The sequence below is a fragment of the Methylobacterium sp. E-025 genome (assembly GCF_022829705.1).
Classification (GTDB): Bacteria; Pseudomonadota; Alphaproteobacteria; order Rhizobiales; family Beijerinckiaceae; genus Methylobacterium.
This window is the reverse complement of the sequence record NZ_JAKSYR010000120.1, coordinates 111,689-138,214: the sequence shown is the minus strand read 5'-3', so window position 1 is coordinate 138,214 and position 26,526 is coordinate 111,689. Positions and strand designations below refer to the sequence as shown.

At 70.9% G+C, this 26,526-nt stretch carries 20 protein-coding genes and 1 other RNA gene; 10 read left to right on the top strand and 11 right to left on the bottom strand.

The window, feature by feature from the left end; all coding sequences use genetic code 11:
* The first annotated feature begins 100 nt into the window (after nt 1-100).
* Nucleotides 101-1,945: an ABC transporter transmembrane domain-containing protein gene (locus MKK64_RS18395; protein ID WP_243936326.1), complete on the top strand. Its 1,845-nt coding sequence runs from the start codon at nt 101-103 to the stop codon at nt 1,943-1,945.
* Nucleotides 1,946-2,010: 65 nt separating this feature from the next.
* The gene (locus MKK64_RS18390) at nt 2,011-3,036 is read left to right on the top strand and encodes a D-cysteine desulfhydrase family protein (protein ID WP_243936325.1); all 1,026 of its coding nucleotides are present in this window, start codon (nt 2,011-2,013) and stop codon (nt 3,034-3,036) included.
* A gap of 107 nt (nt 3,037-3,143) precedes the next feature.
* Here MKK64_RS18390 and MKK64_RS18385 read toward each other — a convergent pair whose 3' ends face one another.
* The 6 genes from MKK64_RS18385 to MKK64_RS18360 all read right to left on the bottom strand — a co-directional run bounded on the left by MKK64_RS18385 (nt 3,144) and on the right by MKK64_RS18360 (nt 8,427).
* A complete protein-coding gene (locus MKK64_RS18385; RefSeq protein WP_243936324.1) occupies nt 3,144-4,157 on the bottom strand; it encodes a peptidoglycan -binding protein in 1,014 nt (337 codons plus the stop codon).
* On the bottom strand, nt 4,157-5,065 hold the full coding sequence (locus MKK64_RS18380; protein WP_243936396.1) for a MotA/TolQ/ExbB proton channel family protein: 909 nt from the start codon (nt 5,063-5,065) through the stop codon (nt 4,157-4,159). The genes MKK64_RS18385 and MKK64_RS18380 overlap by 1 nt, the downstream gene beginning before the upstream one ends.
* A 268-nt stretch (nt 5,066-5,333) precedes the next feature.
* Entirely contained in the window at nt 5,334-6,152 is an 819-nt protein-coding gene (locus MKK64_RS18375; RefSeq protein ID WP_243936322.1) for a TIGR00282 family metallophosphoesterase, read from the bottom strand.
* Between the two features lie 2 nt (nt 6,153-6,154).
* Nucleotides 6,155-6,742 (bottom strand): 5-formyltetrahydrofolate cyclo-ligase, encoded by a 588-nt coding sequence (locus MKK64_RS18370; protein ID WP_243936320.1) that lies wholly within the window; start codon nt 6,740-6,742, stop codon nt 6,155-6,157.
* Nucleotides 6,732-6,888: non-coding RNA, 6S RNA (gene ssrS, locus MKK64_RS18365), on the bottom strand. The genes MKK64_RS18370 and ssrS overlap by 11 nt, the downstream gene beginning before the upstream one ends.
* Nucleotides 6,889-6,951: 63 nt before the next feature.
* Nucleotides 6,952-8,427: a formyl transferase gene (locus tag MKK64_RS18360; RefSeq protein ID WP_313898922.1), complete on the bottom strand. Its 1,476-nt coding sequence runs from the start codon at nt 8,425-8,427 to the stop codon at nt 6,952-6,954.
* A 353-nt stretch (nt 8,428-8,780) separates the two neighbouring features.
* Between MKK64_RS18360 and MKK64_RS18355 the strand changes: the two genes are divergently transcribed.
* Entirely contained in the window at nt 8,781-10,883 is a 2,103-nt protein-coding gene (locus tag MKK64_RS18355; RefSeq protein WP_243936316.1) for a GumC family protein, read from the top strand.
* A 10-nt stretch (nt 10,884-10,893) separates the two neighbouring features.
* On the top strand, nt 10,894-12,228 hold the full coding sequence (locus MKK64_RS18350; RefSeq protein WP_243936314.1) for a VpsF family polysaccharide biosynthesis protein: 1,335 nt from the start codon (nt 10,894-10,896) through the stop codon (nt 12,226-12,228).
* Here the strand turns inward: MKK64_RS18350 and MKK64_RS18345 are convergent.
* Complete coding sequence (locus tag MKK64_RS18345; RefSeq protein ID WP_243936312.1) at nt 12,182-13,435, bottom strand: glycoside hydrolase family 5 protein; 1,254 nt, start codon at nt 13,433-13,435, stop codon at nt 12,182-12,184. The two genes, MKK64_RS18350 and MKK64_RS18345, sit on opposite strands and share 47 nt — an antisense overlap.
* A 2-nt stretch (nt 13,436-13,437) precedes the next feature.
* On the bottom strand, nt 13,438-14,661 hold the full coding sequence (locus tag MKK64_RS18340; RefSeq protein WP_243936310.1) for a DUF1972 domain-containing protein: 1,224 nt from the start codon (nt 14,659-14,661) through the stop codon (nt 13,438-13,440).
* Nucleotides 14,662-14,884: 223 nt separating this feature from the next.
* On the opposite strand from MKK64_RS18340, the gene MKK64_RS18335 reads away from it, so the two are divergent.
* From MKK64_RS18335 to MKK64_RS18325, 3 genes are all read left to right on the top strand, one after another.
* On the top strand, nt 14,885-16,045 hold the full coding sequence (locus MKK64_RS18335) for a glycosyltransferase family 4 protein (RefSeq protein ID WP_409567969.1): 1,161 nt from the start codon (nt 14,885-14,887) through the stop codon (nt 16,043-16,045).
* A gap of 388 nt (nt 16,046-16,433) precedes the next feature.
* Nucleotides 16,434-17,429 carry a sterol desaturase family protein gene (locus tag MKK64_RS18330; protein WP_243936308.1) on the top strand — a complete coding sequence of 332 codons (996 nt, stop codon included), beginning with the start codon at nt 16,434-16,436 and terminating at the stop codon, nt 17,427-17,429.
* A complete protein-coding gene (locus MKK64_RS18325) occupies nt 17,426-18,553 on the top strand; it encodes a GNAT family N-acetyltransferase (protein ID WP_243936306.1) in 1,128 nt (375 codons plus the stop codon). Before MKK64_RS18330 ends, MKK64_RS18325 begins: the two co-directional genes overlap by 4 nt.
* Nucleotides 18,554-18,574: 21 nt before the next feature.
* On the opposite strand, the gene MKK64_RS18320 is transcribed toward MKK64_RS18325, so the two are convergent.
* Nucleotides 18,575-19,885, bottom strand: a complete 1,311-nt coding sequence (locus tag MKK64_RS18320) for a hypothetical protein (protein ID WP_243936304.1) — start codon at nt 19,883-19,885, stop codon at nt 18,575-18,577.
* Nucleotides 19,886-20,138: 253 nt separating this feature from the next.
* Nucleotides 20,139-20,312: a hypothetical protein gene (locus tag MKK64_RS18315; protein ID WP_243933309.1), complete on the bottom strand. Its 174-nt coding sequence runs from the start codon at nt 20,310-20,312 to the stop codon at nt 20,139-20,141.
* Nucleotides 20,313-20,364: 52 nt separating this feature from the next.
* On the opposite strand from MKK64_RS18315, the gene glp reads away from it, so the two are divergent.
* Together glp and MKK64_RS18305 are read left to right on the top strand one after the other, a co-directional pair.
* Entirely contained in the window at nt 20,365-21,615 is a 1,251-nt protein-coding gene (gene glp / locus MKK64_RS18310; RefSeq protein ID WP_243936301.1) for a gephyrin-like molybdotransferase Glp, read from the top strand.
* A 110-nt stretch (nt 21,616-21,725) separates the two neighbouring features.
* A complete protein-coding gene (locus MKK64_RS18305; protein ID WP_243936300.1) occupies nt 21,726-23,000 on the top strand; it encodes an efflux RND transporter periplasmic adaptor subunit in 1,275 nt (424 codons plus the stop codon).
* Nucleotides 23,001-23,006: 6 nt separating this feature from the next.
* Here the strand turns inward: MKK64_RS18305 and MKK64_RS18300 are convergent, their stop codons facing one another.
* Nucleotides 23,007-23,396 carry a plastocyanin gene (locus tag MKK64_RS18300; protein WP_313898921.1) on the bottom strand — a complete coding sequence of 130 codons (390 nt, stop codon included), beginning with the start codon at nt 23,394-23,396 and terminating at the stop codon, nt 23,007-23,009.
* Nucleotides 23,397-23,676: 280 nt separating this feature from the next.
* Here MKK64_RS18300 and MKK64_RS18295 point away from each other — a divergent pair, with 280 nt between their 5' ends.
* Entirely contained in the window at nt 23,677-26,499 is a 2,823-nt protein-coding gene (locus tag MKK64_RS18295; RefSeq protein WP_243936298.1) for an EAL domain-containing protein, read from the top strand.
* Nucleotides 26,500-26,526 lie beyond the last annotated feature (27 nt).

The window sequence follows — 26,526 nt, the reverse complement described above, 5'->3', positions numbered from 1 at the left end:
TGCACACGCGCAATCGGAAGAAGGCGCGCGTATACCGCAGGCTCCGGCCGGTCACAAGCATGCTTGTCGCGCGGACCAGGGACGAAACACCAGAGGCGTGATGGCCCGCAAGAAGAACCCGCCCGCCGAAGGTCGCGACAAGGCCCCGCTGAGCTCGCTGCGGCCGCTGATCCCCTTCGCGGCGGCCTATCGCGGGCGGATCGTCGCCGCCTTCCTGTCGCTGCTGGCGGCCTCGGCCGCCACGCTGACGGTGCCGATCGCCATGCGCCGGGTGATCGATCACGGCTTCTCGCCCGAGGGCGAGAGCATGATCAACGCCTACTTCCTGGCTCTGCTCGGGGTCGTCGCGGTGCTCGCCCTGTCGAGCGCCGCCCGGTACTACACGGTGGTGACGCTGGGCGAGCGCGTGGTGGCCAACCTCCGCAGCGCCGTCTTCCGGCAGCTGACGCTGCTCGATCCCGCCTTCTTCGACAAGACGCAGTCGGGCGAGATCGTCTCGCGGCTCACCGCCGACGCGACCCAGGTCAAGGCGGTGTTCGGCGTCTCGATCTCGATCCTGCTGCGCAACCTGTTCCTGTTCGTCGGCGCCGTCGCGATGATGGTGATCACCAGCCCGAGGCTGTCGGTGCTGGTGCTGGTCGCGATCCCGCTGATCGTGTTCCCGCTGATCATCTCCGGCCGCGGCGTCCGACGCCGCTCGCGCGCGGCGCAGGACCGCCTCGCCGACGCCTCCGCTTACGCGGCGGAAGCGGTCGGCGCGGTCCGCACGATGCAGGCCTTCGGCATGGGCCGGGCCACCGCCGACCGCTTCGCGCAGGCCTCCGAGAACGCCTATTCGGCCGCCGGCGAATCGATCCGCGCCCGCGCGCTGCTCACCGGCGTGGCGATCTTCCTGATCTCGGCCTCCGTCGTCGGGGTGATGTGGTACGGCGCGCAAGGGGTGCTCGCCCACACCATGAGCGCCGGGCAGCTGTCGCAGTTCGTGCTCTACGCCGTCTTCGGCGCGAGCGCGCTCGGGCAGCTCTCGGAGGTCTATGGCGAGCTCGCCCAGGCCGCGGGCGCGGCCGAGCGCCTCGGCGAGATCCTGGCCGCCGTGCCGGCGATCAAGCCGCCGGCCGATCCGGTGCCGATGCCGGTGCCGGCCCGCGGCGCCGTCGCGTTCGAGGCGGTGCGCTTCGCCTACCCGACTCGGGACATGACGGCCGCCCTCGACGGCATCGCCTTCACCGCGGCGCCCGGCGAGCGCATCGCCATCGTCGGCCCCTCGGGCGCCGGCAAGAGCACGGTGCTGCAGCTGCTGCTGCGCTTCTACGATCCGCAATCGGGCCGGGTGCTCGTCGACGGGGTCGACGTCGCGCGCGTCGACCCGGAGGCCCTGCGCGCCCGCATGTCGCTGGTGCCGCAGGACCCGACGGTGTTCTCGGGCTCGGTCGCCGAGAACATCCGCTACGGCCGGCCGCAGGCGAGCGACGCGGAGGTGCAGCGCGCGGCCGAGCTGGCCCATGCCGACGGCTTCATCCGCGCCCTGCCCCAGGGCTACGCCACGCCGGTGGGCGAGCGCGGCGTCACCCTGTCCGGCGGCCAGCGCCAGCGCGTCGCCATCGCCCGCGCGATCCTGAAGGACGCGCCGATCCTGCTCCTCGACGAGGCGACCTCGGCGCTCGATGCCGAGAGCGAGCGCGCAGTGCAGTCGGCGCTCGACGGGCTGATGCGCGGGCGCACGACCCTGGTCATCGCCCATCACCTCGCTACCATCCGCGCCGCCGACCGCATCCTCGTCCTCGACGACGGCCGCATCGTCGAGGAAGGCACCCACGAGAGCCTGCTGGCACAGGGCGCGCTTTACGCGCAGCTCGCCGCCCTGCAGTTCACCGATGCCCTCGACGAGACCGCGCGGGGCAAGGAGCCGCGCCTGCGCGGGGTGAGCGTCTCCGCCGCGGAGTAGCGTCGCGATCGTGCAATCGGAGGTTGCCGGTTCAACCCGGCCGCGCGACGCGGTAGACCCGTGGCATGAGCCGTCTCGACCTTGCCCGCTTCCCCCGTCTCGCGCTCCTCGAGCGTCCGACGCCGATCCAGCCGCTCGACCGGCTCTCGGCGGCCCTGGGCCCGGCGCTTAACGGGGTCCGCCTGTTCGTGAAGCGCGACGACCTCGCGCCGATCGGCGGGGGCGGCAACAAGCTCAGGAAGCTCGAGTTCCTGCTCGGGGCGGCCCGCGCCGAGAACGCCGATACCGTGATCACGGTCGGCGCGCTGCAATCGAACCATGCGCGCCTTACCGCCGCTGCCGCCGCGCGCGAGAACTTCGCTTGCGAACTCTTCCTGACTCGGAGCGTGCCGCGCACCGACCCGGACTACGTCGGCAACGGCAACCGCTTCCTCGACGACCTGTTCGGCGCCCGCGTCCACGAATTGCCGGCCGACGCCGACTCGCTCGCCGCCGCCGAAGCCCGCGCGAACGGGCTGCGGGCCGAGGGCCGGCGGGTCTACGTGTTCCCGTCCGGCGGTTCGAGCGCGATGGGCAGCCTCGGCTACGCCGCCTGCGCCGAGGAGATCGCCGGGCAGGCCGAGGCGATGGGCGTGACCTTCGCCCACATCCTCACCGCCAACGGCAGCGCCGGCACCCATGCCGGCCTCGCCGCCGGGCTATTCGCGATGGGTCGCGATCCGAGGCTCGCGAAGTCCTACGCGGTGCTCGCGGCGCAAGACCATGCCGAGGCCGAGACGCTGGCCAAGGCCAACGCGACCCTGGGGCTGCTGAAGCCTGGCGCGGCGCTGTCCGCTTCCGACATCGTGATCGACGGAAATCATCGCGGCCCGGGCTACGGCATCCCGACCGATGCGATGCGGGAGGCCGTGCGCCTGATGGCCCGCAGCGAAGGCGTGCTGCTCGATCCGGTCTACAGCGGCAAGGCCTTCGCCGGCCTGCTGCACGACGTCCGCGCCGGCCGCTACCGGCCGGGCGAGGCGGTGCTGTTTCTGATGACCGGCGGGGTGCCGGGGCTGTTCGCGTATCGAAGCGCGTTCGCCGAAGCGTAAGCCCCTGGAGCATTTCCCCTGATCCCCGGGTCACGGAAAATGCTCTATCGTGTCGTGGGATCACATTAACTTCCCGCGAGCCGGGATCCACCTCGCTCGACAATGCTCTAGCGCTCGGTCAGCTTCAGCTCGATCCGGCGGTTCTTCGCGTAGGCCTCGTCGGTGGTGCCGGCGTCGAGCGGCTGGAACTCGCCGAAGGCGCCGGCGAGCAGCCGCTGCGGCGGCAGGCCCTTGCTCGCGAGGTACTGTACGACGGCGATGGCGCGCGCCGCCGAGAGCGACCAGTTCGACGGGAACTGCGCGCTGGCGATCGGGCGCGAATCGGTATGGCCGTCGACCCGCAGCACCCAGGGCAGGTCGGCCGGGATCTGCTTGGCGAGGTCGAGGATCGCCCCCGCGATCCGGTCGAGCTCCGGGCCGGCCTCGGCCTTCAGCGAGGCGGAGCCTGCCGGGAACAGCACCTCGGATTGCAGCACGAAGCGGTCGCCGACGACGCGGATGTCGGTGCGATTGCCGAGGATCTGCCGCAGCCGGCCGAAGAAGTCGGAGCGGTATCGGGCAAGCTCCTGCACCTTCTGCGCAAGCGCGACGTTGAGGCGGCTGCCGAGGTCGGCGATGCGGGCCTGGCTCTCGCGGTCGCGGCTCTCGGAAGCCGCGAGCGCATCCTCGAGCGCCGCGAGCTGGCGCCGCATCGCGCCGATCTGGTCGTTGAGCATGTCGATCTGCGACTGCGCCCGGCCGGCCGCGCCGCGCTCGGCCTGGAGCTGCCTGTCGAGGTCGATTGCCTGGCCCTTGCTCGAGGCCGTCGCCGCGGCCTCGGCGCGGGCCCGGTCGCGCTCGGCCTCGGTCGCGAGCAGGGTGTTGCGAAGCGCCTGCGCCGTCTCCTCCTGCCCGCGCCGGTTCGAGCGCTCGAGCGCCAGCAGGTCGGTGAGGTCGACGATCTGGCGATTGAGCTTGGCCAGCACCGTGTCGCGCCCGGTCAGCTCCTGCGACAGGAAGAACTGGCCGACGACGAAGATCGTCAGCAGGAACACCACCGACAGGAGCAGCGTCGCCAGCGCGTCGACGTAGCCCGGCCAGACGTTGACGCCGCGGTCGCGGCGGACGAGGCGGGAGGCCATCAGACCCGCTCGCGGCCGAGCCGGTCGAGCACCTGCTTCATCTCGCGCTCGCGGCCGGCTTGGGCCTCGACCCAGTCGCGGATCATCTGCTGCTCGGCGCGCATGTGCTGGACGAGCCCCTGGATGCCCTCGGCGAGGTTGGTCATCGCCAGCGTCGCCGCCCGCCCGTTGGCGCCTTCCGACACGACGGTGGTCAGGCGGTCGACGGCTTCCTGCAGCGCCTCGACCGCGACCGGCTCCTGCCGCGCCTGAACCGGCGCGGGCGCGGCCGCCTCCTCGCCCGAGACCAGCCAGTCCTCCAGCTCGTTGTGGAAGCGGGCATGGGCCTGGCTCGCCTGCAGGTCGAGGAAGCCGGTGATGAGCGAGCTCGCCAAGCCGAACAGCGACGCCGAGAACGCCAGGCCGATGCCGCCGAGCGGCACGGCCAGCCCGTTCTTCAGCTCGTCGAACATCACGCTGGCCTCGCCGCCGCCGCGCATCGACTTGATCACCGAGCCGACCGCCGAGAGCGTGTCGATGAGGCCCCAGAACGTGCCGAGCAGGCCGAGCAGGATCAGGATGCCGGCGATGTAGCGCAGGGTGTCGCGGCCCTCGTCGAGGCGCGCGGCGACGGTGTCGAGGAAGGCCCGCACCCCCGGCAGCGTCGCGCCGTCGCGCCGGGCTTGGATCGCCGGCACCAGCGGGACGACGAGGCGCGGCGGGCGCTTGGCCGCCTCCCCCGAGGCGACCGCGTTGACGTAGGACGCCTCGCGGTAGAGCCGGATTACCTGCCCGAAGGCCAGCAGCACCGCGATGAGGAGCACGCCGAGGATCAGGCCGTTGAGCCCCGGATTGGCCTGGAAGGCGGGCGTGATCTGGCGAAACAGGATGAAGGCGAGGAACCCGTCCAGGATCAGGAAGACCAGCATCCGGACGAGGTAGATGCCCGGCTTCGCGATCGGTCTCCTGGCCGCCGGAATCTTGCCCGCCGGACTCTTGCCGATCGGCCTGTCCGCACTCGGCTGTGCGGGAAACGCGGTGTCGGAACGGGCGGCCATCGGTCGCGACTCTTCGGAAGGTGGCGCGAGGTCGTCTCCCGAAGATGATCGGCGGCCTCGATCGAGCAGGCCGGCACTGTGGCGTCAGCCTCCGATGCGATCAAGCCGCACGGCGCGCCTTCAGATCGTTCAGTGCGGACTAATCCCAATCCCGCGGCCAGGTCTCCTCGAGATGAGGCCCGAGGCGAACCGCCGAGACCGCGACGGCGAGGCCGGCCGCATTGGTCTCGACGGCGATGCCGCACAGGGTGCCCTCCCCTTGCGCCGCTTCGAGGCGGGCGCCCGGCGTCTTCTGCAGGAAGCGCCGCAGCGGCTCCTCCTTCTGCATGCCGAGCACCGAGTCGTAATCGCCGCACATCCCGGCATCCGTCAGGTAGGCCGTGCCGCCGGGCAGGATGCGGTGGTCGCCGGTCGGGACGTGGGTGTGGGTGCCGACGACGAGGCTGGCGCGGCCGTCGAGGAACACGCCGAAGGCCTGCTTCTCGCTGGTCGCCTCGGCGTGGACGTCGACGACGACCGCATCGGCGGCCTCCCCCAGCGGGCAGGCGGACAGCTCGCGCTCGACCGCGGCGAAGGGGTCGTCCAGCGCGTCGATGAACAGCCGGCCCATCACGTTGACGACGAGGACGCGGGCGCCGGCCCGGGTCTCGACGATGGTGGCGCCCCGGCCCGGCGTGCCGGGCGGGTAGTTCGCCGGCCGGACCAGCTTCGGCTGGCGGGCGATGAAGACCAGCGCCTCGCGCTGATCGAAGGAGTGGTTGCCGAGCGTCACCGCGTCGGCGCCGGCTCCGAGGATCTCGTCGCAGATCGACTCGGTGATGCCGAACCCGCCGGCCGCGTTCTCGCCGTTCACGACCACGCAATCGAGCCGCCAGCGCTCGCGCAAGGCGGGAAGCCGGTCGGTGACGGCCTTTCGGCCGGGACGCCCGACCACGTCGCCGAGAAAGAGAAGCCGCATCGTCAGAGGTCTTTGGTGAGGGGAACGAACCCGGCCTCGGTCACGAGGTGGTCGAGGGGGCGATCGTGCGGCTCGGCCGGGACCCGCTGGATCTCCTGGACCGAGAAGGCGATGCCGATGGTCAGCACCGGGCCGCTGCGCGACAGTCGGCTGATCGCCTGGTCGTAGTAGCCGCGGCCGTAGCCGATGCGCTGGCCGCGCCGGTCGAAGGCGGCGAGCGGCACGATCAGGGCGGTCGGGTCGAGGGCCGGCAGGTCGTCGCGCGGCTCGCTGAGGCCGAAGCGGCCGGCGACCAGCGTCTCGCCCGCGCGCCACTCGCGGAACACCAGGCCGTCCGGCGTGACCTTCGGCAGCGCGACGCGCTGGCCGCGGGCGAACAGGCGCTCGATCAGCGGGCGCGGGTCGGCCTCGCTGCGGATCGGCCAGAAGGCGCCGACGAGGGTGGCCTCGGCGAGGCCCGCCACCGTGAGGGCATGCTCGGCGATCGCGAGCGATCCGGCGCGCCGGGTCTCCGGGTCGAGGGCGTCGCGCCGTGCGAGCGCGTCGCTTCGCAGGGCGGCCTTGTCGGAGGAGGTCGAGTGCGGAGCCACGTGAGCCGTTGGAGGATCGATCCCGGGAAACCTACAGTGTAGGTGGGCGCCGTGTTGGCCAAGTCCAGGGACGAGGCCAGGGACAGCTCCCGGGGGAGTCGATAAGGCCCCGGGGAAAGTGCTCCTGACGGACTCTGCAGCCCCGCCCGACACATGTAGCGGTGCGCCCCCGTCCGCGCCAGGGGGCGCGAGCGCCGAGCGTCGTGAAATCAGCGGCCGAGCAGGGTGCGCAGGCGGGGCGAGCGCGCCGACCCGTCGATGCATTCGAGCGTCGCCGACCGGTTGAGGGTGTGGAGGCGGGTGCCGGGCCAGGACGGCCCGGCGGTCAGCCTCGTCTCGACGGTCTGCGCGTAGCCCTCCGCGTCGAGGCGGTCGATCCGGGCGAGCGCCAGCGCCCGGCCGTAGCCCTCGGTGCAATCCTGGATCGGGCGGATCAGGGCTCCGTCGCGCGCGACGATGCGTCCGGCCGGCCGCGCCGAGGCGACGTCGACCAGCACCGGGTTGTGGGCATGCGGCGTCCAGGGCCCGCGGAAATCCGGTGCCGACCAGAGATGGAGCGCATCCGAGTACGAGCCGCTGCCGAGCGCCGCGCCGAGCGGCGCATCGCGGACGGTCGCGAACATCCACCACAGGCCGCCATGCTCGACCAGGGTCGCGTCGCTGGCGACGACGCCGGAGACCAGCGTCGCCTCCTTCACCCAGCCGCCCGGAAAGGCGGTGGCGCGGTAGAGGTCGATCGTGCCGGCACTGCCGGTCTCGGGCACCATCCAGGCCTCGCCCGCGCGCTCGAACACGAACGGATAGGAGAGGTGATGGGCCTCCTCCAGCACCGGAACCGGCACGCCGATCGGGCCGTCGGCCGAGAACCGCACCGCCGAGACGATGCCCTTGGCCGTCGCGTGGACGAAATCCTCGACGAACAGCCAGGTCTCGCCGCGATGATCGAGGGGGAACGGGTCGGCGTAGAAGCGCCGGCCGTCGTCGGGCAGGGTGGTCCAGCCGGTGTCGGGGTGCCGGCGAAGGTCGATCACGTCCGGCCCGTCGAGCCGGCGCCAGCCGACCCGCCAGTGCGGGGCATGGTAGCACAGGTGGTAGAGCCGCTGCGCGACGGCGTGGGCGAGGATGCGCCCGGTGCGTGACAGGATCTGGGGGGCCGTGAGCTCGGCCGGTGGTGCCGCGATCCCGGGGCGTCCCGTCGCGGGGCCGCCCTCGTGGCGCCCGGCGAGCGCTGCCGCCAGCAGGGACACCGTGCGGATCAGCGCGTCGTCGAAGGAGGTCAGCATCACCCCGCGGCGTTCGGTGCCCGCGCGACCCGATGCGACGAGCCGGCTCCCGTCGGCGAGCGCCATCATCGGGGCCCGCCCGGCCAGGAGGCTCGCGAGCAGACCGGCCTCGCCCGGCCGGCCGTCGTAGGACAACCGCCAGATCGAGCCGGCCTCCGCGGCGGCGACGTCGCCGCAGAGGTCAACGATCAGATCCGGCCGCGCATGCCCGGTCGGCCGCCACGCGGACAGGTCGCGATCCTGCGCCGGCGACGAGGCGCCCGATCGCGGCAGGCGGTGGATCAGCGTCTCGAGCGCAAACAGCAGGTCGGCGTTGGCCGGCCACGCGTCCGGCCCGGGGCGCGCATCGATCTCGATCGCGTCGACGCCCGGCAGGACGGCGATCCGACGGAGCAGGTGCACGTGCCAAAGGCGCGGCCTCCGACCGTCGAGACGCAACCTGAGACGCATGCCGCCGACCGATCCCTCTCGAACGTCCCGGCGAACGCCGCGTCCCCGCCCGTCGCGTTCGGCGCCAGGAACCGGGATACCCGGTGCAATCCGTCGTTGCGATCTATCACCAATTTCGTGACCGAGAAGATAACCTTGAAGACAGAGGCCGCCGACCGATCGACATTAACCCTTACCCGAAGAAGCGATGTCCGAACCCGGGGTGCTACGCAGTCTTGAGGGATTTTCATTCAGTTGCGCGCACCTTGCAGTATCCGGTCAGGCGTCCGTAAAACTGACCCAATTTGACACGACGGTGGCCCACGGTGGCACAGCTGAACAGAAACCTTGCCGTTTCGGCCTGGATCGAGCCGGTCGCGCCCGAGCGCGTGGTCACATCCAAGCCCGAGACCACGGCCGAGCTCGGCGACCTGTGGCGCATCCTGTTCCGGCGCTGGAAGCTGATCCTCGGCACGGCGAGCGTGCTGGGCTTGGCGGCCCTGGCCTACGCCGTCCTCACGCCGTCCCTCTTCACGGCGACCGCGCAACTCCTGATCGATCCGCGCGACCGCGTCGTCGTGAACAACGACGTCAATCCCGGAGCGCTGTCGCCCGACGGCGGCGTGACGCAGGTCGAGAGCCAGGTCCGCGTGATCGAATCGGACACCGTGCTGTCGCGCGCCATCGCCGAGACCGGGCTCGACAAGGATCCCGAGTTCGGTGCGGCGAGCACCGGCATCGTCGGGCGCGCCGTGCGCTCCCTCCGCGAGATGATCGCCGGGCCGCAGCCGGACAAGGTCGTCGACGCTCGCGGGCAGTCCCTCGACCGGCTTCGGCGCAAGCTCGCGGTGAAGCGTGCCGACAAGGTCTTCGTCGTCGACGTGATCGTCACCACCACCGATCCGGACAAGTCGGCGCGGATCGTCAACGCCATCGCCAAATCCTACCTGTCGGACCAGACCGAGGCCCGGGCCGAGGGCGCCAAGCGCGCATCGGGCGAGCTGCGCGCCCGCCTCGACGACCTGCGCAACGCCGTGAACCAGGCCGACCTGCGGCTGGAGGACTACAAGGCGAAGAACGGCCTGATCGCGTCCAGCGGGCGCCTCGTCGGCGAGCAGCAGCTCACCGACAGCAACGCCCGCGTGGTCGCGGCCCGAACCCGCACGGCCGAGGCTCGCGCCCGCCTCCAGGGCGTCAAGGACGCGCGCGGCCGGCCCTTCGCCGCCGGCGCGACGCCCGAGGCGATCCAATCCTCGGTGATCGACCGCCTGCGCGGCCAGTACGCCGAGCTGGCGAGCAAGGAGGCGGACCTGCGCACCAATCTCGGCGAGCGGCACCCGTTCATCGCCGCGACGCGGGCGCAGATGCAGGACGTGAAGCAGCTGATCGACGGCGAGCTCGGCCGCATCGCCCAGGCCGCGGAGTCTGAATATCAGCGGGCGCAGGCCAACGAGCGCACGCTCACCGCCGACCTCGAGAAGCTCCAGAAGCAATCCGCGGTCAGCGCCCAGTCGAGCATCCGCCTGCGCGAGCTGGAGCGCGACGTCGACGCGAGCCGCACCGTCTACAACAACTTCCTCGTGCGCTCGCGCGAGCTGAAGGAGCAGACCGGGATCGACAGCACGAACGCCCGCGTCATCACCTGGGCGCGCCCGCCGGCGGACGCCTCCTGGCCGCCGCGGCTGTTCCTGGTGCTTGCGGCCTCGCTCGCCGGCCTCGGCCTCGGCACCGGCTTCGCCCTGGTTCGGGAATATGCCGAGCCGACGGTGCTGTCGCAGCGCCAGCTCGAGCGCCTGTCGAACGCGCCGGTCGTCGCGACCCTGCCGCGCCTGCGCCGCCGGAGCGACGGCGCCAGCGCGTCGGCGGCGGGCTTCACCCTCGACCACCTCCACGAATCGACCGATGGCGGCCGCTCGATCAGCATCCTCGTCACCTCCGGCGAGGCGGACGACGCCGACCGCAAGGCGGTGATCGACCTGCTCGCCTCCGTCGCGGTGGCGCGCGGCGAGCGGGTGCTGATCGTCGACGCCGACATGCGGATCGACGATTCGAGCGTCGGCGGCCTCCTCGACGTGCTCCGCGGCGAGCAGAGCTTGAACGCCGTCACCCGCCTCGACCCCGCGACGGGCGCGCGTCGGATGGGCATGGGCGACGCGCAGAAGCCGGTGCGCGACGCGTTCCTGCGCACCAACGTCGAGCGCTTCCTCGCCGGGGTGAAGGGGCGCTACGAGCTGGTCATACTCGACGGCGGCGTCTTGTCCGAGAACCTGCGTATCGGGCCGGTCGCGGCGGCCGCCGACCGCCTGCTGCTGATCGTGCGCAACGGCGCCACCCGCCAGCGCGACCTCCTCAGCCTCGTCGGCACCTCGGAGGCCCTGGGCCGGCCGGTCTCCGGCTCGCTGCTGCTCGACGCGCGCGCGGCGAGCTGAGGAACCGATCGTGACGCAGGCGTACCGCCCGACGACGCCGGCGCACGCGGCCCGGCGGCAGCCGCAGGCGTTTCCGCTGCCCTCCCTCGCGCGGTTCGAGTCCTGGGCCCTGGTCGTGCTCGCCCTGGTCACCTGCGGCCTGTCGGGCGGCATGCTCTGGGCCGTGGGCATCAACTACGACGGCATCACCGGCTCGGCGGCGCAGAAGGTCCATCCCGCGACCTACCTCGCGGTGTTCCTGTTCGGCTGGACGATGCTGCGGGCCGGCAACCCGGTGATCCCGATGGCGGCGGCGGCCGAGCGGCGTCCCGCGAGCGTGCTGCTCTGCCTCGTCGGCTTCGGGCTGCTCGCCTTCATCGCCTCGCGGAACGGGACCGGGCTTGCCGGCTCGCTCGACACCTACGTGCTCACCGGCCTCGTCGTAATCCTGATGGCCGACCGGGACGCGATCACCATGCGGCACGTGGAGATCGTGGTGCACGCGCTCATGGTCGCCAACGCCGCGCTCGGCCTCGTCGAGTTCGTGAGCGGCCAGCGCTTCTTCCCGTTCCGCATGGACGGGCAGGCCTTCGACACTGACACGCGCTCGGCGGCGCTGCAGGGCCATCCGCTGGCCAACGCGACGTTGACCGCCTGCTACATCCTCGCGCTGTTCAACGGCGGCGGCCAGCTCCGCCCGATCACCCGCGCCGGCTTCATCACCCTGCAGCTGGTGGCGCTGATCACCTTCGGCGGACGCTCGGCGACGGTGGTGACGCTGTGCTTCGGCAGCGTCTTCGCGGTGGTCGCCCTCAACCGGGCGCTCCGCACCGGGCGCGTGCCGCTGCTCGGGGCGGCGATCGCCGTGCTGATGCTGACGATGGTGCCGATCGTCGTCGGCGGGCTCGCCATCGGCGGCTTCTTCGACGCGCTGCTCGAGCGCTTCGTCTCGGACGGCGGCAGCGCCAATGCCCGCGTCGAGATGCTGGCGATCTTCGATGCGATCCCGTTCCGCGATCTCTTGGTCGGCCCCGATCCGTCGATCGTCGACACCCTGCGTCGGATGTACGGCCTCGAATGGGGCATCGAGAACCCGATCGTCCGCAGCCTCCTCTACAACGGCGTCGCGATGACGGTGCTCCTGATCGTCGCGATCGCGCTGTTCCTCTACGAGGTGGCGCGGCAGTGCCGGCACGGCGTGTTTTTGCCGATCCTCGCCTTCGTCGTGCTGATCAACACCTTCGAGAGCATCGGCGGGAAGACGACCCTTCTTGCCAAGTTCGCGCTGATGCTGCTGGTGCTGTACCCGCGCCGCCCGCTCAGCGCCTCGCCGTCCCCGGCATCGTCAGGCCCAACGCGGCGATGATCGCGGGATCGATGTGGTGGGCGTCGTCCATCAGGCCGAGCCCGTCGAACAGGTTCCAGAACGCCCAGGCGAAGCCCGCGGCCTCCGCCGCCTCGCGGACGTCGCGGATGTAGCGGGCGCGATCGGGGGCGCGCGACGCGACGTAGCGCGCATCGCTCCTCAGGGCGCCGAACTCCCCCATCAGGATCCGTCGCGGCGCGACGCCATAGAGGTCGGCCCAGGTTCGGATGTCGGCGAGATTGCGATCGAGGTAGCCGCGGTCCGGGGCGGCGGCGAAGTACACCTTCATCTTCGTCTCGGTGACGGCGTAGGCCGCCGCCTTGTCCGCGTCGGAGGTCGCGGTGTCGGCGCGCATGCGGGCGCGGACCGCCGCCAGCGTCGCGTCGAGCGTGCCCGCGCGCGCCGGCCACGGCACGTCGTTGAGCGCCCGATAGATCGGCTCGTCCTTCATCCAGGGCGCGCCCTGGTGCGAGAACAGGTAGGGCTCGTAGAAGTGGAAGGTGAAGAGCACCGGAGCGAGGGCGGCGAAGGAGGCGGGGTCGAGGGCGGTGAGGCCCGAGCCCATGCCGCCGCAGGCGCCGGTCGCGACCAGCGTCATGGCGGGCGCCGCCTTCCGCGCCGCGCCGAGGAGCGCCGCCTGCACCCGGTTCCAGGCCACCGCCCCGCAGGCCTGCGGCGGCTCGTTGACCGGTTCCAGGGCGATGCGGCCGGGCGCCCGCCCGCCGAAGCGCCGGGCGAGCTCGACGACGACGTCGCGGTAGGCGGGAAGCAGCGGCGCCGTCGCCGTCCCGTAGAACCGATCGGGGTTGTAGTGGTGGGTCGCGGCGTTGGCCTGGACGTTCAGCACCAGCGACAGCCGGCTCGCGAGGATCACGTCGACCGCCTCGGACAGCATCGCGAACAGCCGCTCCCGCTGCGCGCCGGCGAAGGCGGCGAACGGGCCGGGATCGATCGGCAGGCGCACGAAATCGAATCCGGCCTCCGCCAGCTGTCGCAGGTCGCCGGCATTCGGCACCGGGCGGTCGGGCTGGAACGGCGGCCAGGCGTAGTCGGTGCGCGGCGCGGGGTATTCCCGGGTCAGCGAGAACCACGGCCACAGGCTGATGCCACGGCGCAGCACCACCGGCTCGGGCGTCGCGGCTGCGACCGGCCCGGCGAGCGTCATGGCGAGCGCGCCGCCGATCACCGTACGGCGGTCCGTCGCCATCGTCAGGCGACCGGATCCGCCGCGGCGCCGGCCGTCCGGCGGAGCGGCAGGCCGCCCGCACCCGGGCGCATCGCCGGCGCATCGTCCGTGATCGGCTCGGACATCGGCGGATATCCGCCGAGCCGGCGCGCCTCGCGCTCGTAGGCGGCCAGGATGTCGTTCCACGAAAAGGCGGCGGACCTCCGCCGGGCCGCTGCACGGGCGGCCGCGACGGCCGCGTCGTCGCCGAGAACGGTCTCGATCGCCCGCTCGCAGCCGTCCACGTCGGAGAAGTAGAACTGGCCGTCGCCCGCAGTGCCGCGATTGAAGGCGTTGTCGTGCGCGATCACCGCATTGCCGGCCCACAGGGCCTCGACCAGCGAAGGGTTGGTGCCGCCGACCGTGTGCCCGTGCAGGTAGGCGCGGGCATGGTGGCGCAGCGCCTGGACCGTCTCAGCCTCGTAGATCGCGCCTGGGAACACCACGCCCTCCCCTGCCGCTCGCCGCAACGCCCGGTGGTAGGCGTTGCTCGGGTCGAGCGTGCCGAGCACCACCAGCTTGGCAGAGCGCGGCTTCCTTGAGAACGCCTCGACGAAGGCCAGCACGTTGTTGTCGGGCTCGATCCGCGCGATCGAGACGATGAATCGATCGGGTTCGAGCCCGAGCGTCCGGATCGGCGCTTCCTTCGGCGCGCGGATCGGGTCGCCGCCGTAGGGGATCGTCGCGATCGCCCGGCGCGGACGGCGGGTCGCGAGATGGTCGGCGATCGCCGGGTGGTCGGCGATCAGCCGGTGCGAGCTCCAGGCCGCGATCCACTCGCTCACCCAGAAGAACGCCCGCACCGCCAAGGACCATTTCGGGCGCCGCCACTCGATGCCGTCCATGTTGGTCAGGATCGTGGCGCCGCGCAGCCTGAGATACGGCAGGAAGATCGCCCCGTTGTAGCCGAGCACGAGGCAGACGCCGCCGCGCGTCACGGCGTCGTGCGCGCAGAACGCGTCGAAGGCCAACGTCGCCGCCGGGCCGGTCGCGGCGACCTCCACGGTGATCAGCTCGATCCCCCGCCACATCGTGGTGGAGACGCGCCGCCCGACCCGCTCGACATCCCGCTCGCAGTAGACGCCGACGCGCCAGCCGCGCGCGGCGAGATGCAGCGCGAGCCGTTCCGCGAACGTCTCGAACCCGCCATGCGACGCAGGGATGCCGCGCGTCCCAAGAATTAGGAGCGCCGGCGCAAGATCCCGCATACGCGAACCCCTTCCGATTTCAGTCAACTTCCGGTATGTGAGAAGACTTACTAACGAAGCGTCTCCGGAATACAACCATTAGTTGTTGTATCAGTGGTTAATTCAACTTATGCGTGCTGATCCAATACTTCGGACCGGATATTCTTTCACGGACGGGAATGTTCGGGCGCCGGGCGGGTTCCTCGCCGCGCGGGACGGACGCGCCGTCCGCCGCATCACCTGCGTGCATCAGGGCTACGAGCTCTACGGATCGGATCGCAGCTTCTGCGAGACGGTGCGGACGATCCGCGAGGCCTATCCGCAGGCCTGGATCGACGTGGTGCTGCCCAAGGCCGGCCCGATCGTCGCGATGCTGGAGGACGCCGCGTCGCGGATCGTGATCGAGCCGATCTGGGTGCTGCGCCGGCGCAACCTGCTGCGGCTGGCGACGCTCGGCATGGCGGCCCTGCCCTTCGCCGTCGCCTGCGCGCTCCGGCGCATCCGGGCCAGCGATCTCGTCTACGTGAACACCACCGTCGTGGCGGACTACCTGCTGGCCGCGCGGCTCCTGCCCGGCCGAACCGTCGTCCATGTCCATGAGATTCCGGAGGGGGTGACCCTGACGGTGCTGCGCAACCTGATCCGCTGGAGCCGGGCGAACATCATCTTCAACTCGCGGGCGACGCAGGCCGCCTTCGCGATGCCGAAGGATGCGACCGCGCGCGTGGTCTACAACGGCATCGCCGGCCCGGCCCTGCCCAACACCGCGCGCTACGACGGCAGCCGTCCGCTGCGCCTGCTGATGCTCGGCCGGATCAGCCGCATCAAGGGCCAGGAGGTCCTGGTCGAGGCGATCCGGCGGCTGCCGGAGGCGATCCGGTCGCGCATCGAGCTGAAGATCGTCGGCAGCGCCTTCGAGGACGACGCCCGCGAGGCGGCGCTGGCCGCACAGGTCGCCGAGGCCGGACTGTCGGGGCAGGTCACCTGCTCGCCGTTCGTCGCCGACCCCGCTTCGCTCTACCGCTGGGCGGACGTGGTCACGGTGCCGTCGCAGCTGCCGGAGTCGCTCGGACGCGTCGCGATCGAGGCGCTGGCCTACGGCATCCCGCCGTTGGTCTCCGGCATCGGCGGCCTCACCGAGATCGTCGAGGATCGCGCGACCGGATGGGTCGTGCCCCCCGGCAACGTCGAGGCCTTGTCGCGGGCGCTCGCCGAGATCGTCACCCGCCCGGACCTGTGGACGGGGTATCCGGCGGCGGCGCGCGCCCGCTACGAGCGCATCTTCGACGAGAAGCTCGCGGCCGAGGGGATCGCGGCGATGCTGCGCCTGACCTTCCAGGGCGAGCCCGCCCGTGTGCCCGGCACCCGCACGCCGGCGAACGCCCCGTCGAACTCCGCCGGCTGACGGGGGCGGTCCGCCCGACCGCCGGACCTGCGAAGCCCGCCGGCATCGGCCCTCTTGTGCGTGCTCTGCGCAACGGTCCATTAGCCAAGACCGTAGCCGGTCGCCGGCATGCTCGACCCGGCCCGGAACCGGTTTCGAAACGAAGTCTTGACGATACGGTCGAGCTTACAGCCTCCGGTGATCGCTTCGTAAGTATTCTCCTGCGATCGTTTCGGCGGACGTTGTTCCATCGTTCAACCGCACACGGTATTGCTGTTCCTCATCCACTGCACATCGCGCCTGCGGTTGCGACACTCACACGATCTCGCCGGATCGCGTTCGCGCTCCGGTCTTCCGTGCTTCGACCCGCTTTCGGTCCCATGGCCGGCACGGGCATGAGAGATGGGATATGATCAGCACCTTCATCGAGCAGATCCTCGATCGGATCTCGGCCGCCAACCTCCTCGCCGCCGGCCTCCTGCTCGCGACCGCCCTCGGTTGCGCCGTGATCGCCTATTGGCGGACCGTCGAGGAGAAGTCCTTCGCAGAGTTCTTCGAGTTCCTGCTGCCGCACGAGGTGATCACCCACCCGTCCGCGCGCGCCGACCTGCTGTTCTACATCACCCGCAAGGCGATCATGCCGTTCCTGCTGATCCCGGCGGGCGTGACCTTCGTCGTCGCGGTCGGCTACGCGACCAACAAGATCGTCGGCACGATGTTCGGCATCGATGCGCCGCTGATGGGCGGGTCGCCGGGCCCGATCACGGTGATCGTCTTCACCGTGACCATGCTGCTCGCCTACGACATCTCCTACTACCTGTATCACACCGCCCAGCACCGGTTCCCGTTCCTGTGGGAGCTGCACAAGGTCCACCACTCGGCCGAGGTGATGGTCGGCATCACCAAGGATCGCGTCCACCCGCTCGACGAGCTGATGAACCGCGCCTGGGACGGCGTCATCCCCGGCATCTGCTTCGGTTTGTGGACCTTGATCGCACTCAACCCGGTGGAGGTCACGGTGTTCGGCGTCAACGTCTACATCATGCGCAACATCCTGATGATGGACTTCGTCCGGCACACGCACTTCAAGATCTCGTTCGGCAAGCTCAACAACCTGATCCTGTGCCCGCACTGGCACCAGCTGCACCACAGCACCAACCCGCGCCACTACGACAAGAACTTCGGGCTGCTGTTCTCGTTCTGGGATCGGGTCTTCGGAACCCTGTGCGTTCCCGAGCCGAACGAGAGCTTCAAGTTCGGCCTCGTCGACCGCGACGTGCGCGACTACCAGTCGCTGAACGGCCTCTACATCCTGCCGCTCAAGAAGATGTGGCGGGTCGTCAAGCGCCGCTTGAAGCCGCGTCGCGCCGCCCCGATCCAGGCCCGGGAAGGGTCGCGGCCGTGAGCGCGGAGCGTTTCGAGATCGTCCGCACGGGCGAGCGGCTCGCCGAGGTCGGCCCGGCCTGGACCGCCCTGTGGCGTGAATCCGGTGCGCTGGTGTTCCAGAGCCAGGCCTGGATCGCCGCATGGTGGGCGACGGTGCCGGATCGGGAGCGGCGCGCCTTGCAGATCGTGCTGGCCTGGCGCGGCGACGCCCTGGTCGCGGTGCTGCCGATGGCGACCTGCCGGCGGAAGGGGCTGCGCCTGCTCGAATGGGCGGCCAAGGACCACACCGATTACGGCGACGCCCTCCTGGCCGGCGACGATCCCGGGCTCGTGCGGCGGATGTGGGCGCATCTCTCCGCCGCCGGCGGGTTCGACCTGGTCTACCTGAACCGCCTGCTTCCGGGTGCGAAGGCACGGGCGCTGCTCGATCCGAGCCAGGCGGCCGGCGTGCGCCTGCGACCGAACCATCGCAGCGAGGTCAGCTTCCGCGTCGCCGGCGATTGGCCGACGGGCGAGGCCTGGGTCGCGGCGCAATCGAAGAAGACCCGCCAGAATTATCGCCGCGGCCAGAAGTTCATCGGCGAATCCGGCCCGTTGCGCTTCCGCCTGCTGCCGCCCGACGCGCCGATGGAGCCGGTGCTGCTGCGGCTCGCCGACCTGAAGCGCAAGTGGCTCGCCGGCAACCAGCTCGAATCGAACCTCTACGACGAGGGGTCGCCCGCGCTCTCCGCCCTGGTGCGGGTGCTGGCCGAGACCGGCCTGCTGCGCGCCTTCGTGCTCGAATGCGATGGCGTCATCGTCGCGGTGTCGATCAACTTCGTCCAGGCCGGCACGATGATGGCCTTCGTCACCACCTACGATCCGGCGTTCGAGCGCGGCTCGCCCGGCATGGTGCTGATGATGGACTACATCCAGTGGTCGATCGACCAGGGGCTGCACACCGTCGACTTCCTGTGCGGGGCCGAGGCGTTCAAGAGCCGCTTCGCCACCACCAGCGTCACGCTCGACGCCTTCATGGGCCGCAGGACGCTGCCGGGCGCCGCCGCGATGATGTTCGATTCCTGGAACCTCGTGGTCCGCGACATGCGCCGCCGCAGCGGCACGCCGCCGCCGCAGGTTGCAGCGGCGAGCGAAGCCGCCTGAACCCGGAACGCCGGCGTCCGTTCACGCGGCGGCCGCGGGTGCCGACGTGCCGGCCGCGAAGCGGTCGGCGGCCTCGCGCACCCGCCCGTCGGGATGGCGGGACCGGTCGCGGAACGCCTTCGCCGACCACAACGCGGTGACGCATTCCGACACCGCGAGGCCGATCAGCGCGAAGGGCGGCGCCAGGGTGAGCAGCAGCGGCACCATGATCAGGAAGCCGATGCCGGCGCTGACCAGGGCGCCTGCGGCGATCACCCGGAACGCGGCGGACGCTTCGAGGAACGCTCGCGGGATGGCGTAGAGCAGCGCGATCGTCACCACGCACCAGACGCCGAAACCGATCGCGGCCATCGGCTCGCTTGCGAAGCGCCCGTTGAACAGGTGCCGCTCGATGATCGGCAGCGCCGTCCACATCGCGACCCCGTAGGCGAGGCAGGCGAGGCCGATCAGGGCCGTGCTGCGCACGACGAGGCGCCGCGCCTCGCGCCGGCGGCCCGCGGCGAGCAACGCCGAGATCTCCGGCAGGACCATGTTGTTGAGGGCGTTGGTCGGGATCCGCAGCGGCGCGAACAGCACCAAAGTCGCGGCGATCGGCGCATAGGCCGCGGGCCCGGCCAGCAGCGCGAACAGCAGCGTCAGCCCCTGGCCCTGGACGGTCGTGCCGGTGACGCCCAGCAGCGACCAAGCCAGCGTGCGCCAGATCTCCAGGTAGCGCCGCCGCACGCTGGCACGGAACGAGACCCGGACCGGTCGCCCGATCGCCGCCAACGCCACGGCGATCCCGGCCGCGTGCGCGGCCGCGATGCCGAGGAAGGCGTGCTCGAGCAGGGCGTCGTCGCCGGCATGGAGGAAGACGACGAGCGCCAGCCCGCAGGCCGAATAGACCATGTCGCTCGCGCCCGCGACCCAGGGCGCGCGGCGCGCCAGCAGCACGATCCGCAGGTAGCTGCGGAAGGCGTAGAGCCCGACGAAAGCGCCGCCGGCGAGCGCCGTGACCCCGAGCACCGGCGCGAGCCCGATCGACACAGCGGCGGCCATCAGCAGCGCGACGGCGGTCGCTCCGGAGCCGAACACCATGTCGTGGCCGCGTTCCGCCGGGCGGCCGAGACTGCGCGCGAGAAAGAGCGTCGCCGGCACTGCGACGAGGGCCCGGATGTACGTGACGCCGACGGCGCCGATCGTGAACACGATCGCGAACAGGCCGTACCCGTGGGCGCCGAGCTCCCGCACGAGCATGATGTTCAGGACGAAGTGGAACAGGCTCTGGATCAGTTCGCCGGACAGGATCACGGCGAAGCGCCGACCGAAGCGTCCGATCTTCGGAAGCCTCATGCGCTGCGTCCCCGACGGTCGGAGAGCGCGCGGCACCGTGCAGCAATCACGCGCGCGACGCCAGTCCGTGTCTGAATGTTTCCGTGTCCGGCCATGATATCGATCTGACGAGGTGAAGGTGTCTTCGAGACGAACGATCGCCCTGTGCGATATCCGAATCGACGAATGATCACGCGTTTGCCTAGGACGAATCTCGCATATCTTTTTGCAACGCACCATGCGGTCGCGGGTTACGTAGATCGTCTCCGGCCGACTACGCATGCGGATCGTCCTGCCCGCGAAACGTCATGCGCCCGGCTCGCGGTTCCCCTACGTCGGGAACGCCGTTTGGTTTCAGCGGGGCTTGATCGGCCGGCCGCGATGCCGCAAGCCCGACACCCATCGATCCATCGGCCGCCCGTGACGCCTCGCGCAGCACCTGCTTCATCCGCACGATCCGGTTCGGCACCGCCAGAGGGGCGGCACGGGCGCGGCGCACGATGACGCGCCTCAGCGACGACTGCTTCGATCCGTCAGTGCCGGTGATGACCGTCGCCGAGGCGACGGCGATGATCCTGTCGCGGCTCCCCGTAGTGGCCGGCGTGGAATCCGTTCCGCTGTGGCAGGCCGACGGCCGCATCGCCGCCGAGGATGTTTCGGCGGCGATCGACGTCCCGCCCTTCGACAATTCGGCGGTCGACGGTTACGCGGTGCGCTTCTCCGACCTGTCCGAGACCGGATCGACGCTGCTGCCGGTCCGCGGGCGCCTGCCGGCCGGCGCCGCGCCGTCGGCGCTTTCCGCGCGCGCCGCCGACCGGATCTTCACCGGCGCGGCGACGCCGGATGGTGCCGACACGGTGGTCATGCAGGAGGACGTCGAGGTCACGCCCGCGGGCGTCATGCTGCCGTCCGGCATCGTCCGCGGCGCCAATCGTCGCCCGGCGGGCGAGGACATCGCGCGAGGCAGCGTCGCGATCCCCGCCGGCCGTCGGCTGCGACCGCAGGATCTGGCGCTCGCCGCCGCGATCGGACGCGACGCCATTCCCGTGCGGCGGGCGTTGCGCGTCGCGGTGTTCTCCACGGGAAACGAGCTGACGGAGCCCGGCGGCGCGCGCGCGGCGTCCGGCATCCACGACAGCAACCGCGTGATGCTGATCGCGCTGCTGCGGCGGCTCGGGGCCGATGCCCGCGACCTCGGCATCCTGCGCGACGACCCGGATGTGCTCGCCGCACGCCTGCGCGAGGCGGCGCAGGGGCACGACCTGATCCTCACCTCGGGCGGCGTCTCGGTCGGCGAGGAGGATCACGTGAAGAACGTGGTCGCCGCCGCGGGATCGCTCGCGTTCTGGCGGCTGGCGATCAAGCCCGGACGCCCGGTCGCCATGGGGGTGGTCGCCGGCACGCCGTTCGTCGGGTTGCCCGGCAATCCGGTCGCGGCCTTCGTCACCCTCGCCTTCGTCGTCCGGCCGCTTCTCGATCGCCTCGGCGGCGCGGTCCATACGGAGCCCAGGGGCATGCCCGTGCGGGCCGCCTTCGCGCTGTCGCGAAAGCCGGGTCGGCGCGAGTTCCTGCGCGTCTGCGTGCATCGAGCCGCCGACGGGTCCTGCGAGGCGAGGCTGTTCCCGCGACGCGGTTCGGGCACCATCACCTCGCTCACCGGCAGCGACGGCTTCGCCGACGTGCCCGACCATCTCGACCGGATCGATCCGGGAGACGTTCTGGCATTCCACGCCTTTGCCGCGATGTGGTGACGGCGTGATCGTCGGCGATGCGGCACTGCAACCGCTAGGCTCCAGGCGCGATGCCGGCTATCGTCGAGGTCGCATCGGCATCGTTGCTGCCGGTGGAAGGCGAGCGCATCATGAAGCCCCACGCCGCGGTCAGCGACGTTCCCCCGCCGCCGGGCAAGCGCCCGTTCGTCCTCGTCGGCCTGGTGGCGGCCGGCCTGTTCGGTTGGGGCGGCTACGGGCACTGGAAGCAGTCCGCCGCCGCCACGGAGACGCAGCGCAAGGTGCGGGAGACCGTGCCGGCCGTGCGCGTCGCCGCGGTCGAGCGCAGCGACAAGCCGGTCGACCTGACCCTGCCCGGCGATACCCAGGCCTTCGCCCGCGCCGCGATCTTCGCCCGCGCGACCGGCTACATCGCCGAACGCCGCGTCGACATCGGGTCGCGGGTCAAGGCCGGCGACATCCTGCTGCGGATCGCGGCGCCCGAGCTCGACCAGCAGCTCGCTCAGGCCGAGGCGCAGGCCGGGCAGATGCGGGCGCAATTGCTTCAGGCGAAGGCGCAGGTCGATCAGGCGCGCGCCAACGTCAATCTCGCCAACCTCACCAACAACCGCACCTCGACGCTGGCGACGCAGGGCTGGGCCTCGCGCCAGAACGCGGACAACTCGCAGGCGGGCGTGCTGAGCCAGGGCGCCTCCCTCGCGGCCGCGGAAGCCGGGGTGAAGGTCGCCGAGGCCAACATCAAGGCGCAGGACGCGACCGTCGATCGCCTCAAGGCGCTCACCAGCTTCAAGGACGTGGTCGCCCCCTTCGACGGGGTCATCACCACCCGCAGCGTCGACGTCGGCGACCTGGTCAAGGCCGACGGAAGCGGCACGGCGCTGCTCGGCATGGATCGCGACGACATCCTGCGCATCAGCGTGAACGTGCCGCAGAACGCGGCGATCGGCGTCAGGAAGGGCGTCGTCGCCACGATCAAGGTGCCGCAGATTCCGGACCGCACCTTCTCGGGCCGGGTCGAGCGCAGCTCGGTGGCGCTGCTGACCGCGTCGCGCACCCTGACGACGGAAGTCGATGTGCCGAACCCCGACGGGACGCTGCGCGCCGGCCTCTACGTCTACGTGACCCTAGAGATTCCGCGTCCTGAGCCGGCGGTGATCGTTCCCGCCGAGGGCCTGGTGTTCAACCAGGGGGGCACCCAGGTCGCGGTCGTCGGAGACGACGACCGGGCCGAGTGGCGCTCGGTGCATATCCGGCGCGATTTCGGGACGACGATCGAGATCGACCAGGGCCTGACTGGGCAGGAGCGAATCGTGCTCGGGCCGCCGGCCGACCTTCGCGACGGCCAGCGGATCAAGCGCGATGGCGGCCCCGGCGAGGCCAAGCCGGTCCAGGCGGCGGCGCGCTGAGGGCGCTCAGTTCACCCGGACGATGAGCTTCATCTTCGGGTGGATGCCGCACAGCACGAGGAAGGTGCCGTTCTTCTCGAACGTCACCGGCGTGCGGCTGCCTGGGACCTGATCGCCGGAATCGAAGTTGAAGGCGTCCGACTCGATGTAGATGTGGTGGAGCAGGTCGCTGTCGTCGTTGACGATGGTGATCGTGTCGCCGCGGGTGACGACGAGGCTGTTGGGCTGGAACGCCCGGCCCTTCTGCGACACGAGGTGACCGCTCGCTTCCAACCGGCCGACGAAGGCCATGCCTGCCAGAACGCCCGCGACCAGCGCCGCCGCCGTGCCGGCGACGGAGCGTGGGGCCGAGCGTGGGCTCGCGCGGCCGATCACCGATTCCCTGAGGTTGGGCATGTCGTCCTCGAAGATCACGCCTCATGGTTGCGCGGCCGTGGTTAAGATTCTGCTGATGTCGACGGCGGCTTTCGCGTGCTCCACAACGTAACTGCAGCGTTGCATCGGGCTTCGGTACGAGCCTCGGTGCCCGATCCAGCCGCCGATACGCGGCGCACCGGCTAATGGCGCCTTAACATTTCGCATTTAACTTGGCCGAGCGCGGGCAGAAAGAAGCTACGTCTCGATGCGATGGAATGGGACCGGACCGAATAGGAGGCCACGCTCGGCAACGAGCGGGATGCCGCGCATGGTGGATGCGCGGGTGACCATCCGTGGCCGGATCCTCCTGGCGTTCCTGACCATGAGCCTGATCACCGGCGCGCTCGGTCTCTACGCGATCCGGGGCCTTCAGGATGCGGGCGAGCTCGTCAACCGCACCTACGACGAATCGCTGATGTCGATCAATTACGCGCGGGCCGCGGCAGCGGACTTCGCCAAGATGCGCTCCGCCTTCGCCCGGCGCATGGTGACCGGCGATCCGGCGGCCGCCTCCAAGCTCGATGCCGAGATCAACGAGCTCGCCGCGACGCTCTCCGACGACCTCGGGATCGCCGTCGAGCGCTCGCAATCCGACCGTGTGATCCGTTCGGCAAAGGCCGTCCAGGAGGGCGTGGAGCTCTGGGAGTCGATGCGCCACGGCCTCGACGGATCGACCGGCAAGAGCGCCGCCTGGGACGCCCTCGACCGCCAGGCCGGCATCGTCGACGGGCAGATCGAGCTTCTGGTCAACTATACCGCCGGCGACGGCTTCGTCTTCCGCCAGACCGCCCGGACCGTCGTCGCGCAGGAGATCCGCTTCAACGTGATCGCGACGGCGGTGGCGCTGATCCTGTCCGGCTTCGTCGCCTACCTGCTGAACCGCCGGATCATCGGCCCGCTCGCCTCGGCCTCGGCGGTCGCAGAGCGGATCGCGGCCGGCCGCCTCGACGACGCGGTGCCGACCGGCGGCCGCGACGAGCTGGGTGCGCTCCTGCGGGCCATGGCGACCATGCGCGACAACATCCAGGCGATGATGGAGCGCGAGGTCAGCCAGCGCCGCTCCGCCGAGGCCCTGCTGGCCGACGCGCTCCAAAGCTCGCGCGAAGGCGTCGTGGTCGTCGACGCCCACGGGCGGATCGCTCTGGCCAACGCCCAGGCGCTGGAGTTCTTCAGCGGCCTGCGCTCGGCCGTCGAGGTCGGATCGTCGGTGATCGCGCTCGCCAACGGCGAGATCGACGCGCCGGCCCCGATGATCGACTGCGCGCGGACCCTGTCGCGCGACGGCGAGGTTCTGCTCGCCGACGGCCGCTGGTTGCGCGTCAGCCGCAGCGCCACGCAGGAGGGCGGGTTCGTCGCCGTGTGCAGCGACATCAGCGTCCTGAAGGAGCAGGAGGCCGGGCTCAAGCAGACGAACCTGCGCCTCGACGCGGCGCTCGACAACATGAGCCAGGGCCTGTGCCTGTACGATGCCGACCACCGCCTGATGGTGGTGAACCGGCGCTACGCCGAGATCTACAACCTGCCGCCCGGTTCGGTCGTGCCGGGCATGTCGGCCGAAGCGGTGCTCCAATGCAGCCTCGGCGCCGGCCACCATCCGGGCTCGACCCTCGCCGATATGCTGCGCGAGGCCGCCTGCATCTTCGGGACGAGCCGCCAGCGCACCCATTTCCAGGAACTCGCCAACGGCCGGGTCGTCGCCATCGAGCAGCGGATGACCGCCGATGGCGGCTTCGTCGCGACCTACGACGACGTGACCGAGCGGCGCCAGGCCGAGGCGCGGATCGCCTATCTCGCCCACCACGACACCCTCACCGGCCTGCCGAACCGGATCCTGTTCAGCGAGCAGGTCGACGCCGCGATCGCGCAGGCCGGGCGCGGCACCGGCTTTGCCGTGTTCTGCCTCGATCTCGACGATTTCCGGCCGGTGAACGACACCCTCGGCCACGTGGTCGGCGACGAGCTGCTGCAGGCGGCGGCCAACCGGATCGGCGCCTGCATCCGCGAGATCGACAGCTGCGCCCGCCTCGGCAGCGACGAGTTCGCGATCCTGCAGCGCGGGATCGACACCGCCGAGGATGCCGCCGTGCTCGCCCGCCGCCTTGTCGAAGTGCTGGGCGCGCCCTTCGTCCTGTCGAGCCACACGGTGACCCTCGGCGTCACCCTCGGGATCACCCTGGCGCCTTACGACGGCACGAGCTGCGAGAAGCTCCTGATGAACGCCGACGTCGCGCTGGCGCGGTCGAAGGTCGACGCCCGCGGATCGTTCCGGTTCTTCGAGCCGGAGATGGATGCGCGCCTGCAGGCACGCCGGCTGTTCGAGGTCGACCTGCGCGAGGCGGTCGCCAACGAAGCCTTCGAGGTCCACTACCAGCCGATCTACTGCCTCAACGCCGACCGGATCTGCGGCTTCGAGGCGCTGCTGCGCTGGAACCACCCGGTGCGCGGATGGGTGTCGCCGGTCGAGTTCATCCCCGTCGCCGAGGAGCTCGGCCTGATCGTGCCGTTGGGCGAATGGGTGCTGCACCGCGCCTGCGAGGAGGCCGCCCGCTGGCCCGAGGGCCTGAAGGTCGCCGTGAACGTCTCGGCGGTGCAATTCACCTCCGCGAGCCTGGTCACCGCCGTGCGCGAGGCCCTGCAGCGCACCGGCCTGCCCGGCCAGCGCCTCGAATTGGAGATCACCGAATCGGTGCTGGTCGCCAACCCCGGCGCGACGACGGCGATCCTGCACAATCTCAAGATGCTCGGCGCCCGCGTCTCGATGGACGATTTCGGCACCGGCTACTCGAGCTTGAGCTACCTGCGCAGCTTCCCCTTCGACAAGATCAAGATCGACCAATCCTTCGTGCGTGACCTGTGCGCCGAGAACGGGACCGAGTTCATCGTCCGTGCGGTGATCGGCCTGGGCGCCAGCCTGCGGATGACCACGACGGCCGAGGGCGTCGAGACCGAGGCGCAGCTGTCCAAGCTGCGGGCCGAGGGCTGCGACGAGGTGCAGGGCTACCTGTTCAGCCGACCGGTTCCCTCGGTCGAGCTGCCCGCCCTGATCACCCGCTGGAACGGCGCGGCGCGGGCGATCGCCTGATCCGCGCCGGCCGGTTCGGCCGACGCG